19 protein-coding genes are annotated in these 24,848 nt (G+C 55.1%); 17 read left to right on the top strand and 2 right to left on the bottom strand.

Going from position 1 to position 24,848, the window contains the following annotated elements; genetic code table 11:
• Positions 1–28 precede the first annotated feature (28 nt).
• The 13 genes from KCR01S_RS11665 (at position 29) to KCR01S_RS11725 (ending at position 18,239) form a co-directional block, all read left to right on the top strand.
• Complete coding sequence (locus tag KCR01S_RS11665) at positions 29–4,990, top strand: alpha-2-macroglobulin family protein (protein WP_061282909.1); 4,962 nt, start codon at positions 29–31, stop codon at positions 4,988–4,990.
• Position 4,991: 1 nt separating this feature from the next.
• Complete coding sequence (gene pbpC, locus KCR01S_RS11670) at positions 4,992–7,310, top strand: peptidoglycan glycosyltransferase PbpC (RefSeq protein ID WP_061282910.1); 2,319 nt, start codon at positions 4,992–4,994, stop codon at positions 7,308–7,310.
• Between the two features lie 253 nt (positions 7,311–7,563).
• Positions 7,564–7,995, top strand: a complete 432-nt coding sequence (ndk, locus tag KCR01S_RS11675) for a nucleoside-diphosphate kinase (RefSeq protein WP_052282290.1) — start codon at positions 7,564–7,566, stop codon at positions 7,993–7,995.
• A 170-nt stretch (positions 7,996–8,165) separates the two neighbouring features.
• On the top strand, positions 8,166–9,332 hold the full coding sequence (rlmN, locus tag KCR01S_RS11680) for a dual-specificity RNA methyltransferase RlmN (protein ID WP_052282291.1): 1,167 nt from the start codon (positions 8,166–8,168) through the stop codon (positions 9,330–9,332).
• A 277-nt stretch (positions 9,333–9,609) separates the two neighbouring features.
• Positions 9,610–10,623, top strand: coding sequence for a cytoskeleton protein RodZ (gene rodZ / locus KCR01S_RS11685; protein ID WP_061282911.1), 1,014 nt, complete (start codon positions 9,610–9,612; stop codon positions 10,621–10,623).
• Positions 10,624–10,649: 26 nt separating this feature from the next.
• A complete protein-coding gene (gene ispG, locus KCR01S_RS11690) occupies positions 10,650–11,768 on the top strand; it encodes a flavodoxin-dependent (E)-4-hydroxy-3-methylbut-2-enyl-diphosphate synthase (RefSeq protein ID WP_061282912.1) in 1,119 nt (372 codons plus the stop codon).
• Between the two features lie 91 nt (positions 11,769–11,859).
• Positions 11,860–13,134 carry a histidine--tRNA ligase gene (gene hisS / locus KCR01S_RS11695; RefSeq protein ID WP_061282913.1) on the top strand — a complete coding sequence of 425 codons (1,275 nt, stop codon included), beginning with the start codon at positions 11,860–11,862 and terminating at the stop codon, positions 13,132–13,134.
• A 33-nt stretch (positions 13,135–13,167) separates the two neighbouring features.
• Complete coding sequence (locus tag KCR01S_RS11700) at positions 13,168–13,788, top strand: YfgM family protein (RefSeq protein WP_061282914.1); 621 nt, start codon at positions 13,168–13,170, stop codon at positions 13,786–13,788.
• Between the two features lie 10 nt (positions 13,789–13,798).
• Positions 13,799–14,977, top strand: coding sequence for an outer membrane protein assembly factor BamB (gene bamB, locus KCR01S_RS11705; RefSeq protein WP_061282915.1), 1,179 nt, complete (start codon positions 13,799–13,801; stop codon positions 14,975–14,977).
• A 188-nt stretch (positions 14,978–15,165) separates the two neighbouring features.
• Positions 15,166–16,644 (top strand): ribosome biogenesis GTPase Der, encoded by a 1,479-nt coding sequence (gene der, locus KCR01S_RS11710; RefSeq protein ID WP_061282916.1) that lies wholly within the window; start codon positions 15,166–15,168, stop codon positions 16,642–16,644.
• Between the two features lie 153 nt (positions 16,645–16,797).
• Positions 16,798–17,202 (top strand): VOC family protein, encoded by a 405-nt coding sequence (locus KCR01S_RS11715; RefSeq protein WP_061282917.1) that lies wholly within the window; start codon positions 16,798–16,800, stop codon positions 17,200–17,202.
• Positions 17,203–17,408: 206 nt separating this feature from the next.
• Positions 17,409–17,891, top strand: coding sequence for a cold-shock protein (locus KCR01S_RS11720; RefSeq protein ID WP_061282918.1), 483 nt, complete (start codon positions 17,409–17,411; stop codon positions 17,889–17,891).
• Between the two features lie 102 nt (positions 17,892–17,993).
• The gene (locus tag KCR01S_RS11725; RefSeq protein WP_061282919.1) at positions 17,994–18,239 is read left to right on the top strand and encodes a DUF2543 family protein; all 246 of its coding nucleotides are present in this window, start codon (positions 17,994–17,996) and stop codon (positions 18,237–18,239) included.
• 8 nt (positions 18,240–18,247) lie between these two features.
• Here KCR01S_RS11725 and KCR01S_RS11730 read toward each other — a convergent pair whose 3' ends face one another.
• Entirely contained in the window at positions 18,248–19,216 is a 969-nt protein-coding gene (locus tag KCR01S_RS11730; RefSeq protein ID WP_174522457.1) for a LysR family transcriptional regulator, read from the bottom strand.
• Positions 19,217–19,441: 225 nt separating this feature from the next.
• On the opposite strand from KCR01S_RS11730, the gene KCR01S_RS11735 reads away from it, so the two are divergent.
• The 4 genes from KCR01S_RS11735 to KCR01S_RS11750 all read left to right on the top strand — a co-directional run bounded on the left by KCR01S_RS11735 (position 19,442) and on the right by KCR01S_RS11750 (position 23,409).
• Positions 19,442–20,722: an amino acid permease gene (locus KCR01S_RS11735; RefSeq protein WP_061282921.1), complete on the top strand. Its 1,281-nt coding sequence runs from the start codon at positions 19,442–19,444 to the stop codon at positions 20,720–20,722.
• 51 nt (positions 20,723–20,773) lie between these two features.
• Complete coding sequence (metC, locus tag KCR01S_RS11740; protein ID WP_061282922.1) at positions 20,774–21,955, top strand: cystathionine beta-lyase; 1,182 nt, start codon at positions 20,774–20,776, stop codon at positions 21,953–21,955.
• Positions 21,956–22,044: 89 nt separating this feature from the next.
• On the top strand, positions 22,045–23,136 hold the full coding sequence (locus KCR01S_RS11745; protein WP_061282923.1) for a Gfo/Idh/MocA family oxidoreductase: 1,092 nt from the start codon (positions 22,045–22,047) through the stop codon (positions 23,134–23,136).
• Between the two features lie 51 nt (positions 23,137–23,187).
• The gene (locus KCR01S_RS11750; RefSeq protein ID WP_061282924.1) at positions 23,188–23,409 is read left to right on the top strand and encodes a zinc ribbon domain-containing protein; all 222 of its coding nucleotides are present in this window, start codon (positions 23,188–23,190) and stop codon (positions 23,407–23,409) included.
• Positions 23,410–23,452: 43 nt separating this feature from the next.
• On the opposite strand, the gene xseA is transcribed toward KCR01S_RS11750, so the two are convergent.
• A complete protein-coding gene (xseA, locus tag KCR01S_RS11755; protein WP_061282925.1) occupies positions 23,453–24,829 on the bottom strand; it encodes an exodeoxyribonuclease VII large subunit in 1,377 nt (458 codons plus the stop codon).
• Between the last annotated feature and the right edge of the window lie 19 nt (positions 24,830–24,848).

A 24,848-nucleotide genomic window follows, 5' to 3' on the forward strand; every position in this document is an offset into this window, starting at 1 on the left:
TCAGACATCACCAGTCAGAGGTTACAGGATGAAACCCTTTCGTTTGGCCACGCTAGCCCTCGCGCTGGCAATGACGTTCACGCTGGCGGGTTGCGACAATAACAACGACGACAAGCCGACCGTTTCCGCTACGCCGAGCAATACTGACGGCGCAAAAAACCATAATGCCGCAGCGAAAGCGGATGCCGCCACGCTGGAAAAACTGGCTCAGCAAAGCCAGGGAAAATCCCTTTCGCTCCTTGACGCATCTGAAGTTCAGCTGGATGGTGCGGCGACGCTGGTGCTCACCTTCTCGATTGCACTTAATCCCGATCAGGACTTCAGCAAAACGGTCCACGTGGTGGATAAAAAGAGCGGCAAGGTCGATGGTGCCTGGGAGTTGTCACCCAATCTTAAAGAGCTGCGCTTACGCCATCTTGAACCGAAACGTGACCTGATTGTGACGGTTGACCCGCAGCTGGTGGCGTTGAACAAAGCCACCTTTGGCACCAGCGTTGAGAAAACGCTGACCACTCGCGATATTGCGCCGAGCGTAGGCTTTGCGAGCCGCGGTTCGCTGCTGCCAGGCAAAGTCATTGAAGGGCTGCCGGTGATGGTGCTTAACGTGCCGCACGTTGACGTCAACTTCTTCCGCGTTAAGCCCGAAGCGCTGGCGGCATTTGTCAGCCAGTGGGAATACCGCAGCTCGCTAAGCAATTGGGAATCGGACGAACTGCTGAAAATGGCCGATCTGGTCTATACCGGCCGCTTCGATCTTAACCCAGTGCGCAATACGCGGGAAAAACTGCTGCTCCCGCTGAAGGACATTACGCCTTTACAACAGTCCGGGGTCTATATCGCGGTCATGAATCCGGCCGGACAGTACAGCTATAGCAATGCTGCCACGCTGTTCACCCTCAGCGATGTTGGTGTCTCCCTGCACCGTTATCACGACCAGTTGGATGTCTTCACCCAGAGCCTGGAAAACGGCGCTGCGCAGTCAGCCGTGGAGTTAACGCTGCTGAACGACAAAGGGCAAACGCTGGCGCAGGCAACCAGCGATGGCAAAGGCCACGCCGCGCTGAAAACTGATAAAGAAGCGGCACTCCTGCTGGCGCGTAAAGAGGGACAAACTACGCTTCTCGATCTCAAACAGCCCGCGCTGGATCTGGCCGAGTTCGATATTGCCGGTGCGCCGGGCTATCGTAAACAGTTCTTCATGTTTGGCCCGCGCGATCTCTATCGTCCGGGAGAAATGGTGATATTGAACGGCTTGCTGCGCGACAGCGACGGTAAACCGTTACCCGACCAGCCGGTGAAGCTCGATGTGGTGAAACCCGATGGCACGGTAGTCCGCAGCGTCGTGAGCCAGCCGGTCAACGGCCTGTACCAGCTTAACTGGGCGCTAGACAGCGGGGCGGAGACCGGGATGTGGCACATTCGTGCCAATACCGGCGATAACCAGCCGCAGGAGTGGGATTTCCACGTTGAAGATTTTATGCCGGAACGGATGGCGCTGAACATCACGCCGCAGGCCGCACCGCTGGCGCCGGATGATGACGTAAAATTCAGCGTGGTGGGCTATTACCTCTACGGCGCTCCGGCCAACGGCAACAGCCTACAGGGCAAACTGTTCTTACGTCCGCTGCGCGATGCCGTGGCGGCGCTACCGGGCTTCCAGTTTGGTGATATCGCTCAGGAAAATATCAGCCGTAGCCTTGATGAAATGAACCTGACGCTGGACGACAAAGGGCACGGCGAAGTGACCACCGCCAGCCAGTGGCAGGAAACCCACTCACCGCTGCAGGTGATTTTACAAGCCAGCCTGCTGGAATCGGGCGGTCGCCCGGTGACCCGCCGAGCAACTCAGGCCATTTGGCCTGCCGCCGAACTGCCGGGGATCCGTCCGCAGTTTGCCAGCAAAGCGGTGTATGACTACCGTACCGACACCACCGTTAACCAGCCGATTGTGGATGAAAATGGACAGGCCGCATTTGATATCGTTTACAGCAATGCGCAGGGCGATAAAAAAGCGGTATCCGGCCTGCAGGTACGGCTGATCCGCGAGCGCCGTGACTATTACTGGAACTGGTCGGAAGGCGATGGCTGGCAGTCTCGCTTTGATCAAAAAGATCTGGTGGAAGGCGAAGAAACGCTGGATCTGAAAACCGATGAAACCGGAAAGGTCAGCTTCCCGGTGGAGTGGGGGGCTTATCGTCTGGAGGTGAAAGCGCCAAACGATGCGGTCAGCAGCGTGCGCTTCTGGGCGGGTTATAGCTGGCAGGATAACAGCGATGGCAGCGGTGCTGCGCGTCCCGATCGCGTGACGCTGAAACTGGATAAACCGAACTACCAGCCAGGCGACACCATCAAGCTGCACGTTGCCGCCCCGGCGGCAGGTAAAGGTTATGCCATGGTGGAATCCAGCGAAGGGCCGCTGTGGTGGCAGGAAATTGACGTCCCGGAAAAGGGGCTGGATCTGACTATTCCGGTGGATAAAAGCTGGAACCGCCATGATCTCTATCTGAGTACGCTGGTGGTCCGTCCGGGCGATAAATCGCGTTCTGCAACGCCGAAGCGGGCCGTGGGAGTCCTTCACCTACCGCTGGGCGATGAACAGCGTCGATTGAATGTTGCGCTCGATGCGCCGCAGAAAATGCGGCCAAACCAACCGCTGACCGTCAAAGTGAAGGTCAATCGCAAAGACGGCGCAGCGCCGAAACAGGTTAACGTTCTGCTGTCGGCGGTTGACAGCGGGGTTCTCAATATTACCGATTACACCACGCCGGACCCGTGGCAGGCCTTCTTTGGCCAGAAACGCTATGGCGCGGATATCTACGATATTTACGGTCAGGTGATTGAAGGCGAAGGGCGACTTGCCAGCCTGCGCTTTGGCGGTGATGGCGATGAGCTTAACCGCGGCGGGAAACCGCCGGTCAACCACGTCACCATTATCGCCCAGCAGGCGCAGCCGGTGACCCTTGATGACAACGGCGAAGGCACAATAATGATGCCGATCGGCGATTTTAACGGCGAACTGCGGGTGATGGCGCAGGCATGGACGACGGAGGATTTCGGCAGCAGCGAGGATAAAGTGGTGGTGGCGGCACCGGTTGTCGCCGAGCTGAATACGCCTCGCTTTATGGCCAGCGGCGACAGCGCCCGCCTGACGCTTGATGTCACCAACCTGACTGACCAGCCGCAGACCCTTACGGTGCAAATTGCCGCCAGCGGCCTGATGCAGCTAAACGGCGCTCAGCCATCGCCGCTGAAACTGGATCCTGGCGTCCGCAGTACGCTGTTTGTCCCGGTTAGCGCGGGTGAGGGTTATGGCGAGGGGGATGTCAGCGTGACCGTATCGGGTGTCAACCTGCCGGGCGAAACGTTGGCGGATTTGCATAAGCAGTGGAAAATTGGCGTCCGCCCAGCCTTCCCGGCCCAGACGGTGAGCCTTGGTGCGGTGCTGCAGCCGGGGGAGCGCTGGAGCCTTCCTGCCAATCAGATTGCGGAATTTTCACCGGCCACGCTGCAGGGGCAACTCCTGCTGAGTGGCAAACCGCCGCTCAATCTCGCTCGTTATATTCGTGAACTGAAAGCCTATCCATACGGTTGTCTGGAGCAGACCGCCAGCGGACTCTTCCCGCAGCTTTATACCAATGCTGAGCAGTTGAAAGCGCTGGGTATTGTCGGCGATAGCGATGACAAGCGGCGCGCTGCCGTGGATATTGGCATTTCGCGTCTGCTGCAAATGCAAAAGGATAACGGTGGCTTTGGCCTGTGGGATAAAGACGGCCCGGAAGAGTACTGGTTGACGGCTTACGTCATGGACTTCCTGGTGCGTGCAGGCGAGCAGGGTTACAGCGTGCCGGCCGAAGCGATTAACAAAGGCAACAACCGAATGCTGCGCTATCTGCAGGAGCCGGGGCTGATGAGCGTTCGTTATACCGACGACACCGCGGCCAGCCGCTTTGCCATTCAGGCATACGCAGGCCTGGTACTGGCGCGGCAGCAAAAAGCACCGCTTGGTGCACTGCGCGAGCTGTGGGAGCGTCGTGAACAGGTGCGTTCTGGTTTGCCGTTGATGCAACTGGGTATCGCACTTAAAGCCATGGGGGACGCCCCGCGTAGCCAGCAGGCTGTGCAACTGGCGCTGACCACCAAACGTTCCGAACAGCCGCGCTGGCTGGCGGACTACGGTAGCGACTTGCGCGACAATGCGTTAATGCTCTCTCTGCTTGAGGAGAACAAACTGCTGCCGGATGCGCAAAATACGCTGCTGCAAACCCTCTCGGAGGAAGCGTTTAGTGAGCGCTGGCTGTCAACGCAGGAAAACAACGCCTTGTTCCTGGCGGCCAAAGGGTTGCTGAGTCTGCCGGGTAACTGGCAGGCGCAGACGTCGCTGGAAACGCAGCCGCTGCAGGGCGACAAATCTCTGACGCGCAATCTGGATGCGGATCAGCTTTCGGTACTGCAGGTGACCAACAAAGGTGAACAGCCATTGTGGCTACGCCTTGATAGCAGCGGCTATCCAAACAGCGCCCCTGCGCCGGCAAGTAACGTTTTGCATATTGAACGCCAGTTCCTGGGGACCGATGGGCAAAGCAAATCGCTCTCCTCGCTGCGTAGCGGTGATTTGCTGCTGGTGAAGCTGGAAGTGAAAGCCAGCCAGAACGTGCCGGATGCCCTGGTCGTCGACATGCTGCCGGCGGGGCTGGAGCTGGAGAACCAAAACCTGGCCAACAGCAGCGCCAATCTGCAGGATAATGGCACGGCGGTACAGGAGTGGCTCAATCAGATGCAGCAGGCGGATATCCAACATATGGAATTCCGTGACGATCGCTTTGTGGCGGCCGTTGCGCTTAACGCCGATCGGCCGCTGACGCTGGTGTATCTGGCGCGCGCGGTGATGCCGGGTGCTTACCATGTACCGCCGTCGCAGGTTGAATCAATGTATGTTCCAGGCTGGCGCGCAACGGGTGCGGCTGACGATATGCTGATTGTCGTTCCGTAAGATGCGGTTTGGTTGCTTTAAACACCGCGGCTGGCGCTGGCTGGCCGCCGCGGTGGTGCTTTTGGGCACCAGTATTGTGCTGGCGGATAGGCTTTGGCCGCTGCCGCTGCACGAAGTGACGCCAGCGCGCGTGGTGGTTGCTGAGGACGGCAGCCCGCTGTGGCGTTTTGCCGACGCCGAAGGAATTTGGCGATATCCGGTCACCATCGAGGAGGTTTCTCCCCGCTACCTCGAGGCGCTGATCCAGTATGAAGATCGCTGGTTCTGGGATCATCCAGGGGTGAATCCATTCTCGATTGTGCGTGCGGCCTGGCAGGATCTGACGGCCGGCCGGGTGGTGTCTGGTGGCAGCACCCTCACCATGCAGGTGGCGCGACTGCTCGATCCGCATCCTCGAACCTTTGGTGGTAAAGTTCGCCAGCTCTGGCGCGCCTTCCAGCTGGAGTGGCATCTCTCAAAGCGTGATATTCTTACTCTCTATCTCAATCGTGCGCCGTATGGCGGCACGCTGCAGGGCATCGGTGCCGCTAGCTGGGCATATCTGGGGAAACCTCCGGCCCAGCTCAGCTATGCCGATGCCGCCTTATTGGCGGTATTGCCGCAGGCGCCCAGCCGCCTGCGACCGGATCGTTGGCCGGAGCGCGCGCAGGCGGCACGCAATAAAGTGCTCGACCGTATGCTTACCCAGCAGGTGTGGACAGCCAAGGTCGTGAACGAGGCCAAAGAAGAGGCCGTCTGGTTATTCCCCCGGCAAATGCCGCAGTTGGCACCGCTGTTCTCGCGGCAGATGCTGGCGCGCAGCCGGGACGAGAAAGTGGTGACCACGCTGGATGCCGGGCTTCAGCGTCAGCTGGAAGAGCTAGCGATGAGCTGGAAATCGCGCCTGCCGCCGCGCAGTTCGCTGGCCATGCTGGTGGTGGATAATCGTGACATGAAAGTGCGCGGCTGGGTTGGCTCGGCCGACATTGCCGACGACAGCCGATTTGGTCACGTGGATATGGTGACCGCAATCCGCTCGCCGGGATCCGTACTAAAGCCGTTTTTATACGGTATGGCGCTTGATAATGCGCTAATCCATCCGGCGTCGCTGCTGCAGGACGTGCCGAGAAAGGTCGGCGACTATCGGCCCGGTAACTTTGACAGTGGTTTTCACGGCCCGGTAAGCATGAGTGAAGCGCTGGTGCGTTCACTTAACCTGCCCGCGGTACAGATTCTTGATGCCTACGGCCCGAAACAGTTTGCTGCGCGTCTACGAAATGCGGGGCTGCCGCTGATTTTACCCGCCGGCGCAGAGCCTAATTTGTCGTTGATTCTTGGCGGTGCCGGGGCTCGACTGGCGGATATTACGGCGGCTTATAGCGCGCTCGCCCGCCATGGGAAGGTCGGCAAATTGCGGATGCTGGCACGCGATCCGCTGGTGGAACGCCCGCTGCTTTCGCCCGGCTCCGCGTGGATCATCCGGCGTATTCTGGCCGGAGAAGCGCAGCCACTGCCGGACGACTCGCTGCCGCAGGTGGTGCCGCTGGCGTGGAAAACCGGCACCAGCTACGGCTACCGAGACGCGTGGGCGATTGGCGTTAATGCCCGCTACAGTATCGGCATCTGGACCGGGAGACCGGACGGCACGCCGGTAGCCGGGCAGTTTGGCTTTGCTAGCGCAATACCGCTGCTCAATCAGGTCAGTAATCTGCTGCTTTCGGGAGCCGCACGCCGGCAGGAGGAACGCGATCCCCGGCCGTCATCGGTTAGTACCGCCGAGATTTGCTGGCCCGGTGGTCAACCGCTGCCGGCGGGTGACAGCAACTGCCGTCGTCGCTTGTCAACCTGGGTGTTGGACAACGGCCTGCCGCCGACGCTACTGCTGCCAGGACAAGAAGGTGTGCAGGGCATACATTTCCCTCTTTGGTTAGATAAATCAGGCCTGCGGGTGGCGGCAGACTGTCCGGATGCGCGCGAGGTGAGTATGGACGTCTGGCCGCTGCCGCTGGAGCCCTGGCTGCCGGCGGGAGAACGCAGGGCGGTAAGGCTGCCGGCCGCTTCGCCGCAATGCCCGCCGCGGCAGTTACAAAATGCTGCTCCGCTGATGCTTACGGGGATCCGCGAAGATGCGGTGATCCGTCGTTTACCGGGAGAAGCGAGCGCGAAGGTGGTGCTACAGGCAAGCGGAGGCGAAGGGCAGCGCTGGTGGTTTGTGAATGGTGAGCCTCAGCGCAGTGCTGGTAACCAACTGACGTTAGGGCTTGAAACCGTGGGGCGCTATCAGCTGGTCGTGATGGATGAGGCCGGACAGATGGCAGTGGTGAATTTTACCTTGCAGTAACGAAGAACAGCGCAACTGCCTGCTCTGCGCTGCGGGAAATAATCTCATCGGCAAACGTCGTGCCATTTGTCATGTCGAAGTACGAAGGGGATAGGCAAATTTGTTACACAATGTGTTGCTTAAAAGTGTTTTATTTTAAAAAAATGTTACCTTCATCCATAGGCAAGGGCGCAACGGGTCATTATAATCCGCGCCAGGTCATACAACCGCTGTATGCACGACAACAGAACAAATTTTATTATTAGAGGTAATCATGGCAATTGAACGTACTTTTTCCATCATCAAGCCAAACGCGGTGGCAAAAAACGTTATTGGTAGCATCTTTGCTCGCTTTGAAGCAGCAGGGTTCAAAATCGTCGGCACCAAAATGCTGCACCTGACCGTTGAACAGGCTCGCGGTTTCTACGCTGAGCACGACGGTCGTCCATTCTTCGACGGTCTGGTTGAGTTCATGACTTCCGGCCCAATCGTGGTTTCCGTACTGGAAGGCGAAAACGCCGTTCAGCGCCACCGCGATCTGCTGGGTGCGACCAACCCAGATAACGCGCTGGCAGGCACCCTGCGTGCTGACTACGCGGACAGCTTCACCGAGAACGGTACCCACGGTTCAGACTCCGTTGAATCTGCCGCGCGTGAAATCGCGTTCTTCTTCGCAGAAGGTGAAGTGTGCCCACGTACCCGCTAAGGGCACGTTTACACTTTATTTAGCGATTGCCGCGTGCAGACGTGGCATCCATGCGCCAGAATTTGTACAATGCAGCGCCCCCGGACGAGCAGACCGCTTTCCTGGGGCGCTTCTTTTTATCATTCACCCTCCAGGGGCCATAACGTGTAACAACGAGGCCGGAATAGAAAATGTCTGAACAAATTGTCACGCCTGAGAGCGCCATCCCGGCGGTTCCCAATAAAGATGGAAAAATTAACCTGCTGGATCTTAACCGTCAGCAGATGCGCGAGTTTTTTAAAGACTTAGGCGAAAAACCCTTCCGCGCCGATCAGGTGATGAAGTGGATGTATCACTATTGCAGCGATGACTTTGATGATATGACCGATATCAACAAGGTTCTGCGTAACAAACTGAAGCAAGTTGCAGAGATTCGCGCCCCGGAAGTGGTGGAAGAACAGCGTTCCTCTGATGGCACCATCAAATGGGCGATTGCCGTAGGCGATCAGCGCGTTGAAACCGTGTATATCCCGGAAGACGATCGCGCTACCCTGTGCGTGTCTTCACAGGTTGGTTGTGCATTAGAGTGTAAATTCTGCTCTACGGCGCAGCAGGGCTTTAACCGCAACCTGCGCGTCTCGGAAATTATCGGCCAGGTGTGGCGCGCGGCAAAAATTGTCGGCGCGGTCAAAGCCACCGGCGTACGTCCTATTACCAACGTGGTCATGATGGGCATGGGTGAGCCATTGCTGAACATGACAAACGTGGTTCCAGCGATGGAAATCATGCTTGATGACTTCGGTTTCGGTCTCTCCAAACGCCGTGTAACCCTGTCGACTTCAGGCGTTGTGCCTGCGCTGGATAAACTGGGCGATATGATTGACGTTGCGCTGGCGATCTCTTTGCACGCGCCGAACGATGCGATTCGTGATGAAATCGTACCGATCAACAAGAAATACAATATCGCGACCTTCCTGGAATCCGTGCGTGGCTACATTTCGAAGTCCAATGCCAACCAGGGCCGCGTGACTATCGAATACGTTATGCTGGATCACGTCAACGACGGTACCGAGCATGCGCATGAGCTGGCCGAGCTGCTGAAAGATACGCCGTGCAAGATTAACCTGATTCCATGGAACCCGTTCCCAGGTGCACCTTATGGGCGTAGCTCGAACAGCCGCATCGATCGCTTCAGTAAAGTATTGATGGGCTACGGCTTTACGACCATCGTGCGTAAAACCCGTGGTGATGATATTGATGCCGCCTGCGGTCAGCTGGCCGGGGATGTGATTGACCGTACCAAGCGTACAATGCGTAAGCGTATGCAGGGTGAATCTATCTCGGTCAAAGAGCTGTAATACTGTATCGTGTGCGTCAGAAATGGCGCACACAGAGTTAAGTGCTTAAGGATTAGGCGAAACGTACTGATCTGGTTAATAATTACGGTGCGTTTCCTCAAGTATTGAGGCAGTATGTAGCGTTGTCATAACAGCGCCAATAGGGCTTTTGACGCTGCTTTGCCATCGGATAAGTGCGGACAGCCTGTCAGCCTTATCTATACACGATCGGATGTTTCGCGGTGTGAACGCGGTTTACACCAGAATCTTAAATTTCACGAATCAGCAGCTGTAGCGAATGAATACTGAAACCAACCACGACCAACCAGAAGCACAAACTACGGGTGTCCGTTTGCGTAATGCCCGTGAACAACTCGGACTCAGTCAGCAAGCCGTTGCAGAACGCTTGTGCCTGAAGGTTTCCACCGTTCGTGATATTGAAGAAGATAAGGCGCCGGCTGAACTTGCTTCAACATTCTTGCGTGGTTATATCCGTTCCTATGCTCGCCTCGTGCATATTCCTGAAGAAGAACTGCTGCCGATGATGGAAAAGCAGGCACCGGTCAGAGCCGCAAAAGTGGCGCCGATGCAGAGCTTCTCTTTAGGAAAACGTCGTAAAAAACGCGATGGCTGGCTGATGAGCTTTACCTGGCTCGTGCTGTTCGTGGTTATCGGTTTGACCGTAGCCTGGTGGTGGCAAAACCATAAAGCGCAGCAGGAAGAGATCACCACCATGGCCGATCAATCCTCCGTTGAGCTGAAGGCTAGCGGCAGCGAATCACAGAATATTCCACTGAATACCGGGACTGACGCGACGTCGGCTCCGGCGGCAACAGACACGACCGCAGACAACAGCGCTGCGACGCCGGTCGAAACCGCGCCGGCGGCCACTGCGGCACCAACTGATACCGCCCAGAATAACGCGGTTGTGGCACCGTCTCAGGCGAACGTTGACGCAACCGCAGCCCAAACCACCGCGCCTGCTGCGCAAACCGCAGCGCCGGGCGCACTGCCAACTGACCCAGCACAAACTGCTGCACCGGTTGCTGACGCTAACGCGCTGGTGATGAACTTCTCCGCCGACTGCTGGCTGGAAGTGACCGATGCAACCGGTAAAAAACTGTTCAGTGGGCTGCAGCGTAAAGGTGGTAACCTGAATCTTGCGGGCCAGGCACCCTACAAACTGAAAATTGGTGCACCGGCTGCAGTGCAGATCGAATTCCAGGGTAAACCTGTCGATCTGAGTCGTTTTATCAGAACTAACCAGGTTGCGCGCCTGACGGTGAATGCTGAACAATCACCGGCACAATAACAGATGCGTAATGCGGGAGATTTTTCATGCACAATCAGGCTCCTATTCAACGTAGAAAATCCACACGCATTTACGTTGGGAACGTGCCGATCGGCGATGGGGCTCCTATCGCCGTCCAGTCGATGACCAATACGCGTACGACGGATGTCGAAGCAACGGTCAATCAGATCAAAGCGTTAGAACGCGTTGGTGCGGATATCGTTCGTGTATCCGTGCCAACGATGGACGCTGCCGAAGCTTTCAAACTCATCAAACAGCAGGTTAACGTCCCGCTGGTCGCCGATATCCATTTTGACTACCGTATCGCGCTGAAAGTGGCGGAATACGGCGTTGATTGCCTGCGCATCAATCCGGGCAACATCGGTAGCGAAGAGCGCATTCGTATGGTTGTTGACTGCGCGCGCGATAAAAATATTCCAATTCGTATCGGCGTTAACGCCGGGTCGCTGGAAAAGGATCTGCAGGAAAAATATGGCGAGCCCACGCCGCAGGCGCTGCTCGAATCAGCCATGCGTCACGTGGATCACCTCGATCGCCTGAACTTCGATCAATTCAAAGTCAGCGTGAAGGCGTCTGATGTTTTCCTGGCGGTTGAATCCTATCGCCTGCTGGCATCGCGCATCGATCAGCCTCTGCACTTAGGGATCACCGAAGCGGGCGGCGCTCGCAGCGGTTCGGTGAAATCGGCGATCGGCCTTGGTCTGCTGCTGTCCGAAGGGATTGGCGATACGCTGCGCGTTTCATTGGCGGCGGATCCGGTTGAAGAGATCAAGGTTGGCTTTGATATTTTGAAATCGCTGCGTATTCGTGCGCGCGGGATCAACTTCATCGCCTGTCCTACCTGCTCACGTCAGGAATTTGACGTTATCGGTACGGTCAACGCGTTAGAACAGCGCCTGGAAGACATCATTACCCCGATGGATGTTTCCATTATCGGTTGCGTGGTGAATGGTCCTGGCGAAGCGCTGGTGTCGACGCTGGGCGTTACCGGCGGCAATAAGAAAAGCGGCCTGTACGAAGATGGCGTACGTAAAGACCGTCTGGACAACAATGATATGATTAGCCAGCTTGAAGCACGCATCCGCGCGAAAGCGACAATTCTGGATGAAGCCAATCGTATCGATGTTCAGCAGGTTGAAAAATAACGAGATGGGAAGCGGCTTGCTTCCCGTGTATGATTGAACCCGCTGGCACCCTGGTGCTGAGGGTTCATTTTTATATATAAAGAGAATTAACGTGGCAAAAAACATTCAAGCCATTCGCGGCATGAACGATTATCTGCCTGGCGAGACCGCCATCTGGCAGCGCATTGAAGGCACACTTAAGCAGGTGCTCGGCAGCTACGGTTATAGCGAAATTCGTTTGCCGATTGTAGAGCAGACCCCGTTGTTCAAACGCGCTATCGGTGAAGTCACCGACGTGGTTGAAAAAGAGATGTATACCTTTGAAGACCGCAATGGCGATAGCCTGACGCTGCGTCCGGAAGGTACTGCGGGCTGCGTACGCGCCGGCATCGAGCATGGTCTTCTGTACAATCAGGAGCAGCGTCTGTGGTATATCGGGCCGATGTTCCGCCACGAACGTCCGCAGAAAGGGCGCTACCGCCAGTTCCATCAGTTGGGTTGCGAAGTCTTTGGCCTGCAGGGTCCGGATATCGACGCCGAGCTGATTATGCTGACCGCCCGCTGGTGGCGCGCGCTGGGTATTTCCGAACACGTGAATCTGGAGCTGAACTCCATCGGTTCTCTGGAAGCTCGTGCAAACTACCGCGATGCGCTGGTTGCCTTCCTCGAACAGCATGTTGAAGTGCTGGATGAAGACTGCAAGCGTCGCATGTATAGCAACCCACTGCGCGTACTGGATTCCAAAAACCCAGACGTTCAGGCGCTGCTGAATGACGCCCCGGCGCTGGGCGACTATCTGGATGAAGATTCTCGTGAGCACTTTGCTGGCCTATGCGCACAGCTTGATGCTGCGGGTATCGCGTATACCGTTAACCAGCGCCTGGTTCGCGGTCTGGATTACTATAACCGCACCGTGTTTGAATGGGTCACCAATAGCCTCGGCTCGCAGGGTACCGTTTGTGCGGGCGGCCGTTACGATGGTTTGGTCGAACAGTTGGGCGGTCGTGCGACCCCGGCCGTTGGCTTCGCCATGGGCCTCGAAAGACTTGTTTTGTTGGTTCAGGCAGTTAATCCGGAATTTAAAGCCGATCCTGTTGTCGATATATACCTGGTCGCTTCAGGCACCGATACTCAGTCAGCCGCTATGCGTTTGGCCGAGCAGGTTCGTGATGCGTTACCGGGCGTGAAGCTGATGACCAACCACGGCGGCGGCAACTTTAAGAAGCAGTTTGCACGTGCTGATAAATGGGGCGCTCGCGTAGCCCTAGTGTTGGGTGAATCTGAGGTTGAGCAGGCTACCGTGGTCGTGAAGGATTTGCGCTCTGGTGAGCAGTCAACCGTAACGCAGGAAGGCGTTGCCGCGCATTTGCGCACTATTCTGGGTTGATCTCCAGAACATTATTATCAGGAGAAGGGCTGCGTGGAAATTTACAATAACGAAAATGACCAGGTTGATGCGATCAAACGCTTCTTTGCTGAAAATGGCAAAGCACTGGCCGTTGGGGTGATTTTGGGGATCGGGGCGCTGGTTGGCTGGCGTTACTGGAATTCTCATCAGGTAGACTCGGCCCGGGAATCTTCCGTGGCTTATGAAAATGCCGTTTCTTCTCTGTCTTCAGGGAAACCAGAAGCGCTGGCCTCTGCCCAGAAGTTTGCGGCGGAGACGAAAAACACCTACGGGGCGTTTGCTTCTCTGGAACTGGCGCAGGCCTTTGTTGATAAAAACGATCTGGCACAGGCGGAAAAACAGCTGCAGCAAGGCTTAGCCGCTGCGTCTGATGAGAATCTGAAGTCCGTGATTAATCTGCGCCTGGCGCGCGTTCAGCTGCAGATGAAGCAGGCTGATGCGGCGCTGAAAACGCTGGAAGGCGTGAAAGGTGAAGGTTGGACGGCGATTGTTGCTGATTTACGTGGGGAAATCCTGCTCAGTAAAGGTGACAAACAGGGTGCTCGTGCAGCGTGGGAAGCCGGCGCGAAGAGCGATGCATCACCCGCGCTGAGTGAAATGATGCGCATGAAAATTAATAATTTGTCCGTCTGAGAGGGACCCGATGCAATTGCGTAAAGTACTTTTGCCAGGACTGCTTTCTGTCACTCTGTTGAGTGGTTGTTCGTTATTCAGCGGCGAAGAAGATGTTGTTAAAATGTCTCCTCTGCCAACCGTAGAAAACCAGTTTACGCCATCGACCGCGTGGGATGTTTCCGTCGGCAGTGGTATTGGTGATTTCTACTCGAACCTGCATCCGGCCTATGCGGACAGCGTAGTCTACGCCGCTGACCGTAAAGGTACCGTGAAAGCGGTTAACGCTGACGATGGTAAAGAAGTCTGGTCCGTGAATCTGGCGGAAAAAGACGGCTGGTTCAGTCGTAAGCCTGCTCTGCTGTCCGGTGGTTTGACCATTGCGGACGGCCACGTTTACGTTGGCAGCGAAAAAGCGCAGGTTTACGCGCTGGATGCTGGCACCGGTGCGATTGTCTGGCAGACAACGGCGGCAGGTGAAGTTCTGTCTCGTCCAACCGCGAGCGATGGCCTGGTTCTGGTACACACCAGCAACGGTCAGCTGCAGGCGTTGGATCAGAACAGCGGCGTAGTGAAATGGACGGTGAACCTGGATATGCCTGCGCTTTCTCTGCGCGGTGAATCTGCCCCGGCCGTCGCCTACGGCGCAGCCATTGTTGGCGGCGACAACGGTCGCGTGAGCGCGGTGCTGATGCAGCAAGGCCAGCTTATCTGGCAGCAGCGTATTTCTCAGGCTACCGGTACCACTGAAATCGACCGCCTGAGCGATGTCGATACCACGCCGGTTATCGTGAATGGCGTTGTTTACGCATTAGCCTACAATGGTAACCTGACGGCGCTGGATCTGCGCAGTGGTCAGATTCTGTGGAAACGTGAGCTGGGCTCGGTGAATGATTTCATCGTTGACGGCAACCGTATCTACATTGCTGACCAGAATGACCGTATCCTGGCACTGACCACCGACGGCGGCGTAACGCTGTGGACGCAAAGCGATCTGCTGCACCGTTTGCTGACCGCTCCTGCGCTGTATAATGGCAGCCTGGTGGTGGGCGATAGCGAAGGCTACCTGCACTGGATTAATCCAGAAGATGGGCGCTTCGTGGCCCAGCAGAAAGTCGACAGCTCTGGCTTCCTGACGGAGCCGGTTGTCGCTGACGGTAAACTGCTGATTCAGGCGAAAGACGGTACGGTTTACGCGATTACGCGTTAACGTCTGTAGTTTTTCAGCGATGGACGGCTCCTGTTTAGTCAGGGGCCGTTTGCTATTTTTATTGTTACTGATTTTTATGCCCGATGGCGCTTCACTTATCGAGCCTGCCGCAGTTGCGCAGGCCGGATAAGCGAAACGCCACCCGGCAAAGCAAATTGTCAGAAATTTTGAGTATATGAGGCTTTAACATGGTTCCTGTGGTCGCGCTTGTCGGGCGCCCTAATGTCGGAAAATCCACGCTCTTTAACCGCTTGACGCGCACTCGTGATGCGCTGGTCGCGGATTTCCCGGGTCTGACTCGTGACCGTAAGTACGGTCGTGCTGAAGTTGAAGGGCGTGAGTTTATCTGTATCGATACCGGCGGTATCGATGGTACGGAAGAAGGCGTGGAAACACGCATGGCGGAACAGTCGCTGCTGGCGATTGAAGAAGCTGACGTCGTACTGTTTATGGTTGATGCGCGTGCCGGGCTGATGCCTGCGGACGAAGGTATCGCTAAACATCTGCGCGCGCGCGAGAAGCCAACTTTCCTGGTGGCGAACAAAACCGACGGGATTGACCCGGATCAGGCGGTGGCTGACTTCTGGTCGCTGGGCCTCGGGGAAATTCACGCGATTGCCGCCTCCCATGGTCGCGGCGTCACCACGCTGCTGGAAACCGTTCTGCTGCCGTTCGTTGACGACGTCAACCCGCCGGAAGAAGTGGACGAAGACGCGGAATACTGGGCTAAGTTTGAAGCCGAGCAAAACGGTGGTGAAGTTGAAGAACCGGAAGATGACTTCAACCCACAGGATTTGCCGATCAAAATCGCTATCGTGGGTCGTCCAAACGTTGGTAAGTCAACGCTAACTAACCGTATCCTCGGTGAAGACCGCGTGGTGGTTTACGACATGCCGGGCACCACTCGCGATAGTATCTATATCCCAATGGAACGCGATGAGCGTGAATATGTGCTCATTGATACTGCGGGTGTGCGTAAGCGCGGTAAAGTGACTGATACGGTTGAGAAATTCTCCGTTATCAAAACGCTTCAGGCGATTGAAGACGCTAACGTTTGTCTGCTGGTTATTGATGCCCGTGAAGGTATCTCCGACCAGGACCTGTCGCTGCTGGGCTTTATCCTCAATAGTGGGCGCTCACTTGTTATCGTCGTCAATAAGTGGGACGGCCTGAGCATGGAAGTGAAAGAGCAGGTGAAAGAGACGCTGGACTATCGTCTGGGCTTTATCGACTTTGCGCGCGTGCACTTCATCTCCGCACTGCACGGCAGTGGCGTCGGCAATCTGTTCGAATCCATTCGTGAAGCGTATGACAGCTCTACCCGTCGCGTCGGCACGGCGATGCTGACTCGCATCATGAGCATGGCGACAGAAGATCACCAGCCACCGTTGGTACGTGGTCGTCGCGTGAAGCTGAAGTATGCTCACGCCGGTGGCTACAACCCGCCGATCGTGGTTATTCACGGTAACCAGGTAAAAGACCTGCCTGATTCCTACAAGCGCTATCTGATGAACTACTTCCGTAAGTCGCTGGACGTGATGGGGACACCTATCCGTATCCAGTTCAAGGAAGGGGAAAACCCGTATGCGAACAAACGCAATACGCTGACCCCAACCCAGATGCGTAAGCGTCAGCGTTTGATGAAACACATCAAGAAAAGCAAGTAATAGACCGCAGGGTTTATGAGTGCTGAAGAAAAAGCCCGCGTATCGCGGGCTTTTTTATTGGCGCATCTCGCCTGTTTCAGAGGGCAGAGCTGCGCGCCTTTATGGTAAAAAGACGAGGCAGACGATAATGCCTGCAAACGACCGGAGCAGAAAATGAGAACACGGAAACGGTGCCTGGGACATGTCGCGGTGGTGGTCGATGACTATGACCGCGCCATTGAGTACTACACGGATAAACTGGGTTTTATCCTTGTGGAAGATACGCCGCAGCCGGGAAAACGCTGGGTGGTCGTCGCCCCCGGTCCGGAGAGCGATTGCCATATCCTGCTGGCCCGAGCGTCAAACGAGACGCAGGAAGGTTTCATTGGCAACCAGTGCGGCGGTAGGGTGTTTCTGTTCCTCCAGACGGATGATTTCTGGCGCGATTACCACGCTATGAAGTCAAAAGGTGTCCATTTCTGCGAGGAGCCGCGCGAAGAGGAGTATGGCACGGTGGTGGTATTTGAAGACCTGTATGGCAATCGTTGGGATCTCTACCAGAATGCGCAGCCGAAATAAGGCGCTTTGCGGTACTCACCATGAGGGATGCTATCGGTTAGCGTTTGACAGCCGATTCAGCCCCTGTTCAGGTCTGGCATTAGGCTGCTTCTCGCGTAGCTGAAATTTATCGTCCAGACTGATAGCAAAGACATGGTCTGTACAGGCATTGTGCTTTACACTGCGCGCTGCAAAAACTGAGTAAATAAACGATTAAGTAGGCGGTAATGGCGATGAACGGAACGATCACAACCTGGTTTGAAGATAAAGGTTTTGGATTTATCAAAGATGAAAACGGTGATAACCGCTATTTTCATGTGATTAAGGTTGCCAACCCTGAACTGATTAAGAAAGATGCCGCGGTGACATTCGAACCGACGACCAACAATAAAGGGCTGTCGGCTTATGCGGTGAAAGTGGTACCAGAGAGCAAATATATCTATATCGCAGGCGAACGGATCAAACTTACGGCGATCAAATCTTACGTAGTTTACCGTGAAGAAGTGCCTGCTGAGACGCGAATCGATAAAGAAAATGCGGTGCTGTCGGTCGGGGCATTGATGAACAGCATCAAGCCAAAATCGGCGGTGAAGCCGGGCGACATGCGTTCGCTGCAAAAACTGGCTATTACGACCTTCCAGGGAACAACGCTCATTTTCTCGGAAGATGAAATCGATATCGCTGAAACGGTAAAAATGCTGAAGGTCTGAAACCATTCGGACTCACCTGCGTGCCAGAAGAACCTGCGACCCGTTTGCAGATGCTGGCACGCAGGCGACAATTGACATAGACGTTAATCCGGGGAGTAATTTATGAGCCATAAAGTAGACATCAAATATTATGACATCGCCGATGAGTACGCGACGGAATGTGCAAAACCGGTGAGCGATTCAGAGCGTGATGCGCTGGCGCACTATTTCCAACTGCTGCTGACTCGTTTGATGAACAACGAAGAGATCAGCGAAGAAGCGCAGCAAGAGATGGCGCGCGAAGCGGGAATTGAAGAGCAGCGCATTGATGAAATTGCCAATTTCCTCAATGAATGGGGTAACGCCTAAGCTGTTGCTCATGGCTCTGTGCGCGGAGTCAGCATGCCTCTGTCCCAGGCCGGAGTGTTGCCAATATTCTCCACCAGGAAATCGATAAAGGTTCTGATTTTCGGATCCTGGTAGTGCCCGGGATGGTACAGCGCGTACAGACTGTATTCGTTATCTCTGACGCTATAATCCGTCAGCACCGGCACCAAGTCAGAATCGTCCAGCATGTAGGTTGGTAGACTGACAATCCCCTGATGCTGCAACGCCGCGTGCAGCAAGCCAAGCGTGCTGTTGACCTCAATAATACTATTGACCTTTAAAGCGCTAACGTTGCCGTGGTGGTCCCGATAACGCCAGTTGTCTGAAACATTAGGATTAATCAGACAGTCGTGGTGTTCCAAATCTTCCAGCTTTTGCGGGATCCCGCGCTGTTCAAAATACTGCCGACTCGCGCAGTAGACCCAGTTAATCGTGCAGATTTTACGCAGCGCAAAATTCGTGGGCGGATGAGCGGTGATGCGTAGCGCAATATCAAAATTTTCCTCGTTAAGATTGACGTTCTGGTCATTGAGATCGACAGACAGCGTGACGTCGGGGTAATGCTGACGATAGGCGCTGTATAGCTTCATCAAATGGCAGACGCCAAAGGCGATAGAGCAGGTAACCCGGAGCTTGCCCTGGGGATGGTGATTAAACCTAGCGATATTGGCCAATGATTCATCCAACTCTTCCAGCAGGCGCTGAGCGCGGAATAACAGGTATTGTCCCGGCTCGGTGAGGATAAGAGAGCGGGTGGTGCGTTTTAACAATACTACGCCAAGCTGGTCCTCAAGCTGCGCAATGCTGCGGCTCACGGAGGAGGGGGTGAGATTGAGTTTTTGCGCAGCGGCAGAAAAGCTGTGGCACTCCACAACTTTAATGAAAATTTTTAGATGGTGGAATATGGAATAGTTATCAATTTTTGCGGTGAGCTGCGATGTGATTTTATTGGTGGACACGACAATTCTCATTGTTAGATGTAATGGCGGTAGTATTGATTTTTTCGCGACGGTAAAGTGAGACCGTCATCAATTTTTGCGTGGGACGCAAAAGTCTTGTTAGTGATTAACACCGTTGAGCCCTTCTTTAACCTCAGCGTATCCCCTACCATGTATTTCAGTAAATGCAGTAGTTTCGTTTTTTGAGTTTCTATTCTTAATAACACTTATAATAGGAATGCACAAATGGCTGAGATACTCGAAAATAAGTCGAAGAACCTTTATAAATCGGTGCCGTTCACGAAATATGATATCGGCTGGGTTATTCTCTGTATTGGTATGGCAATTGGCTCGGGCATTGTTTTTATGCCAGTGCAGGTAGGGATAAAAGGCATTTGGGTATTTATCGCCTCGGTGGCTATTTCTTATCCGGCAATCTATATCCTACAAAATCTGTATCTTAAAACACTTTCTGAATCTGAAAATTGTCAGGACTATGCCAGCGTAATTACCCAATATCTGGGGCGTAATTGGGGCGTAGGGTTGGGGATTGCCTATTTCCTGATGCTACTGCACGGCATGCTCTCTTACTCACTTGCCGTCACCTTTGATAGCGCTTCTTATATCAAAACTTTCGGCTTAACAGAGGGGTTACTGTCGGATTCGGTATGGTATGGGCTGATCATACTGACCGTGCTGGTCTGTATCGCCGCGCAAGGGGAGCGATTGCTGTTTAAAATATCCGGGCCGATGGTGTGCGTAAAGTTTGGTATTATTGTGGTGCTTGGCGTGGTGATGGTTCCGTACTGGAACCTTAATAATATTTCAGCATTCCCTCCGATGGCCGAGTTTTTCCGCGATGTATTTTTAACGCTTCCATTTACATTGTTTTCAATTCTTTTTGTGCAAATACTCAGTCCGATGAATATTGCGTACCGAAAGGTGGAATCGGATAAGCGCATAGCCACCTATCGTGCGATTCGTGCCAACCGCGTGGCCTATATTATTCTGGCAGTAGCAGTACTGTTTTTTGCATTCTCATTTACTTTCGCGATTAGCCATGAACAAGCGGTCTCGGCATTCGAGCAAAATATCTCTGCATTGGCTATTGCGGCACAGGTTATTCCCGGGTCTGTCGTTAAAGTGATGAGCGCATTGCTGAATATTTTTGCCATTCTCACCGCATTTCTGGGGATTTATCTCGGGTTCCAGGAGGCGATTAAAGGCATCGTCACTAACGTTATTACCCGCTTTATTGCCGAAGAAAAGATTAATCAGAAGGTGCTGCATGTCGCCATTAGTATCGGTGTTATCCTCGCATTATGGTTCTGGATCTCAACGCGTTTCTCGATTCTGTTCTTCATGCAGCTTGGCAGCCCGCTGTTTGGCCTGGTGTCCTGCCTGATCCCTTGCTATCTGGTCTATAAAGTTCGTGTTCTTCAACAGTTCAAAGGGCCCGGCGTCTGGTTCATCATTTTCTTTGGGGTCTTGCTGTGTCTATCGCCTTTCTTTAAGTTCTTTGAATAACCGTCGAGGGCTGTCATGACAGGGCAGCCACTGAAATTGATGAGGTAAGTTATGAGTAACCGTTCCACGTCAGATTTTAATATCAGCACCCAAATCACCCAGCTTGGCCGCGATGTGTCGAAACAGGCTGGCTTTGTGAATGCTCCGGTATATCGCGGGTCGACCGTGGTTTTCCCAACCGTCAACGACCTTGAGAATAACCGTGCCGAATTCAATTACGGCACCATGGGCACGCCAACCATCGCCAGTCTGGAAAATGCCTGGAGTGCGCTGGCGGGGGCTGCCGGAACGGTTTTATCCCCCTCCGGGCTCGGCGCTATCGCGCTCTCTTTGCTGACAACGCTTAAGTCTGGCGATCATCTGCTCATGCCGGATAGCGTTTATAGACCTACGCGTCATTTCTGTGCCGGCATGCTCGCAAAAATGGGCATTGAGACCACCTATTACGATCCATGCATTGGCGCGGCGATTGAGACGCTATTCCGCCCCAACACCACCACGCTATTCCTGGAATCACCGGGCTCGCAAAGCTTTGAGATCCAGGATGTCCCGGCAATGACCCGAGCGGCCAAAGCGCATGGAGTAACCACCATCATCGACAACACCTGGGCGACGCCGATTTTCTTCCGCGCCCATGAACACGGCTGCGATCTCTCACTGGAAGCCGGAACCAAATACCTTGGCGGCCACTCCGACCTGCTGATGGGGTTGGTGTCAGCCAATGAGGCCTGGTGGCCGCAGCTGCGGAAAACCTATGATTTAATGGCGATGTTGCCGGGGGCTGAGGACTGTTTCCTGGCGCTGCGCGGCCTGCGGACTATGCATATTCGCCTCAAAGAGGCAGAAAAACGCGGCCTTGAAATGGCGCACTGGCTTAAATCGCGTCCAGAGGTTTTAAAGGTCCTCCATCCTGCGCTGCCAGAGTGCCCGGGGCACGAGATTTGGAAACGCGATTTCACCGGCTCCTCGGGGCTGTTCTCCCTCGTTTTACAGCCCGAGTACACTAAAGCATGTATTGCAAATATGCTTGATAACATGGGTATTTTTGGCATGGGATATTCGTGGGGCGGCTTTGAAAGCCTGATTATTCCGTTCAACTGCGCCGACTATCGTACGGCCACGACCTGGCAGCCGGGTGGCTTGACGTTACGTCTGCAAATAGGTCTCGAAGATATGGACGATCTGAAAAACGATCTGGCGGAAGGGTTTGACCGATTACGTTCGGCGTTGTGAGGCAATTGGCCATCGCGCGCAATATTTCGCGGTGGCCGTTCACGCATAATAATTCGTGATACCACTTTCCTGTTTATGAGTCAGAGATTATGAATATTGGTTTTGTCGGCCTGGGGGCCGTTGTTGAAACGGCCTGGCTTCCTGCGCTACAGCGGCTGTCTTTACCGGTTTCAACCTTATGGGGGTACGACCTTAACGCACAGCGTACGCTACCCGGCGTGACCCGTTGTGATTCCCTCGCCGCACTACTGGCAAAACCTATCGATACGCTGTGCATCACCACCGCGTCGCTACAGCATTTATCGGTATTAGAAGCGGCGCTGTCCACGCCAATCCCGCGGATTGTGGTCGAAAAACCGGTTGTGGCAACGCTTGGCCAAATTCAGTATCTACGTACCTTGCTCACGCCGGCTGAACAGGCCTCGCGCGTACTGGCGCTGGATCACTGGATGGCGCGAGACGGCGCATTATGTCTGGCACAGGGCAAAATGGATAAACGCTGGCTGGCAGAAGGTCAGGATGAGCTAACGGCGCCGCCGGTCACGACCCTTGACGATATTGTCGGTATCGAGGGTTTCCTGTTAGAGCCGAGTGGGTTCAATGCCGCTGGAGAGCCGATCGCACTCAACTTTGCCACCGGTGAACCGGATACCCGGCAGTTCCGTCACCCGGATGGGGTGATTATGGACGTCGGCACCCATGTGCTGGCGATGATGCGCGAAACGGTTCGTTATTTAGGCGGCAACGATACACTACAGCTGAAAGTCCTGCAGGCAAAAGACCGTCTGGGAAGGCCTATCGCCATCGGTGACACGCAAACCGCAGAGGGTGAGGCGCATTTGCAGGGGACACTGGGCGGCCTACCGGTCAACCTGTGGCTCAATAAATATGCCGGCCCCGGCGTTGAACGCAAGGGCATCCGCCTCCATCTACGCGATGGGCGGATGATTAGCCAAAACCGAGGTCCGGGCGGTGAACGGGTTGAATTGATCAGCGGAGAAGGGACGATGCGCTGGACGCGTGAAGGCGCGGTTTACGCCCATTGCCTCGGCGAACATATTTTCGGCGCGAATAGTCTTTTTGCGCGAGCCCCGGCGGAAGTGGCCCGGCTAACCCAGCGGCGAATAGCCGAAGTGGAAGCGTTGTTACAGCTACAGCAACAGCTGCGCGGCGCACACTGAAGCTTGAGTCGTGGTAAAATAGCGGCACAAAACAGAAGAGAAGGAATCGCTATGGAATTCATCTGCCCAATCTGTCAGGCATCGCTGGAAGTGCAGGGAAATCACGCGCACTGCCAGCGCTGCGAAAAAGAATATACCCTTGAGGCGCGTTGCCCGGAGTGTCATCAGCCGCTGGAAGTGTTAAAAGCCTGTGGAGCCGTAGATTTTCTGTGCCAGCACGGGCACGGACTGGTCTCGAAAAAGCGGGTGGAGTGGGCGCCAGTCGGCGAATAACGATTAAGGCGAACCGGGCAGGTTGCCCGGTTATGCTGGCCGATCAGGCCGTCTTCTTACGCGTGCGGGTTTTCTTTTCCGCTGTCACCGTTTTAATTTCACTTTCAACCCAGCCATCTGCCAGCCGAGTCGTTAGCAGATCGCCTGCTTTCGCCTGTTTCGTCTGTTTCAGTACTTTGCCATCGCTGGCGGTGGTGACGCTGTAGCCGCGCGCCAGCGTTGCCAATGGGCTGACGGCTTCCAGATGCGTGACGGCATTACCAAAACGCTCGCGCTGCTCGCTAAGGCGAGCGCGGATATTCTCCGCCAGCCGATATTCCAACTGCTGAACGTGCGACTGCGCGCGATGAATGCGCGGCTGTGGGTTGTGCTGATTCAGGCGTTGCAGCGTGCGCTGCTGGCGCTGATTAGCCTGTTTGATTTGGTTTTCCAGCGCAAAGCTCATGCGCTGGCGTAGCCGCTCCAGCGTCGTTTGCTGGCGAGCCAGACGCAGCTGCGGATGCTGTTGCTGAAGGCGATGGGATAGCTGCGTAAAGCGGCGGCTGCGGTTGGCGAGGTAATAATCCATCGCCATGCCTAAGCGCTGCTGAACGGACTGAATCTGGCGCATCAGCTCCTGCTGATTGCGGCTAACCATTTCAGCCGCAGCTGATGGAGTTGGCGCACGCAAATCACCGACAAAGTCGGCGATAGTCACGTCAGTTTCATGGCCGACGGCGCTCACCACCGGAATGCGGCTGGCAAAAATCGCCCGCGCTACGCGCTCGTCGTTAAAGCTCCACAAATCCTCCAGTGAACCACCGCCGCGGCCAACGATGAGCACATCGCATTCGTGGCGGGCGTTAGCCAACTCAATCGCGCGGACGATTTGCATCGGTGCATCTTCACCCTGTACTGCTGTCGGGTAAATCACTACCGGCAAAGAAGGGTCGCGGCGTTTGAGGACATGGAGAATATCGTGCAGCGCGGCGCCGCTCTTGGAGGTGATCACGCCAATACAGTGGGCCGGGGCAGGAAGCGGCTGCTTAAACTGTGGGTCGAACAGACCTTCAGCCTGCAGTTTGGCTTTCAACTGCTCATATTTTTGCTGCAAGAGCCCTTCGCCCGCAGGCTGCATGCTTTCGACAATAATCTGGTAGTCGCCGCGCGGTTCATACAGCGTGATATTGGCGCGCACCAGCACCTGTTGCCCATGCTGCGGGCGGAACGTGACGCGGCGGTTGCTGTTGCGGAACATTGCGCAGCGCACCTGGGCGTTATCGTCTTTTAAGGTGAAGTACCAGTGACCAGAAGAGGGCTGGGAGAAATTGGAAATCTCGCCGCTAATCCACACTTGCCCCATCTCTTGCTCGAGCAGCAGACGAACCGTCTGATTCAGGCGGCTAACGGTAAAAATTGAGGGGCTTTGTGAGGATAACATGTGAGCGGGATCAAATTCT

Source organism: Kluyvera cryocrescens NBRC 102467 (assembly GCF_001571285.1).
Lineage (GTDB): Bacteria > Pseudomonadota > Gammaproteobacteria > Enterobacterales > Enterobacteriaceae > Kluyvera > Kluyvera cryocrescens.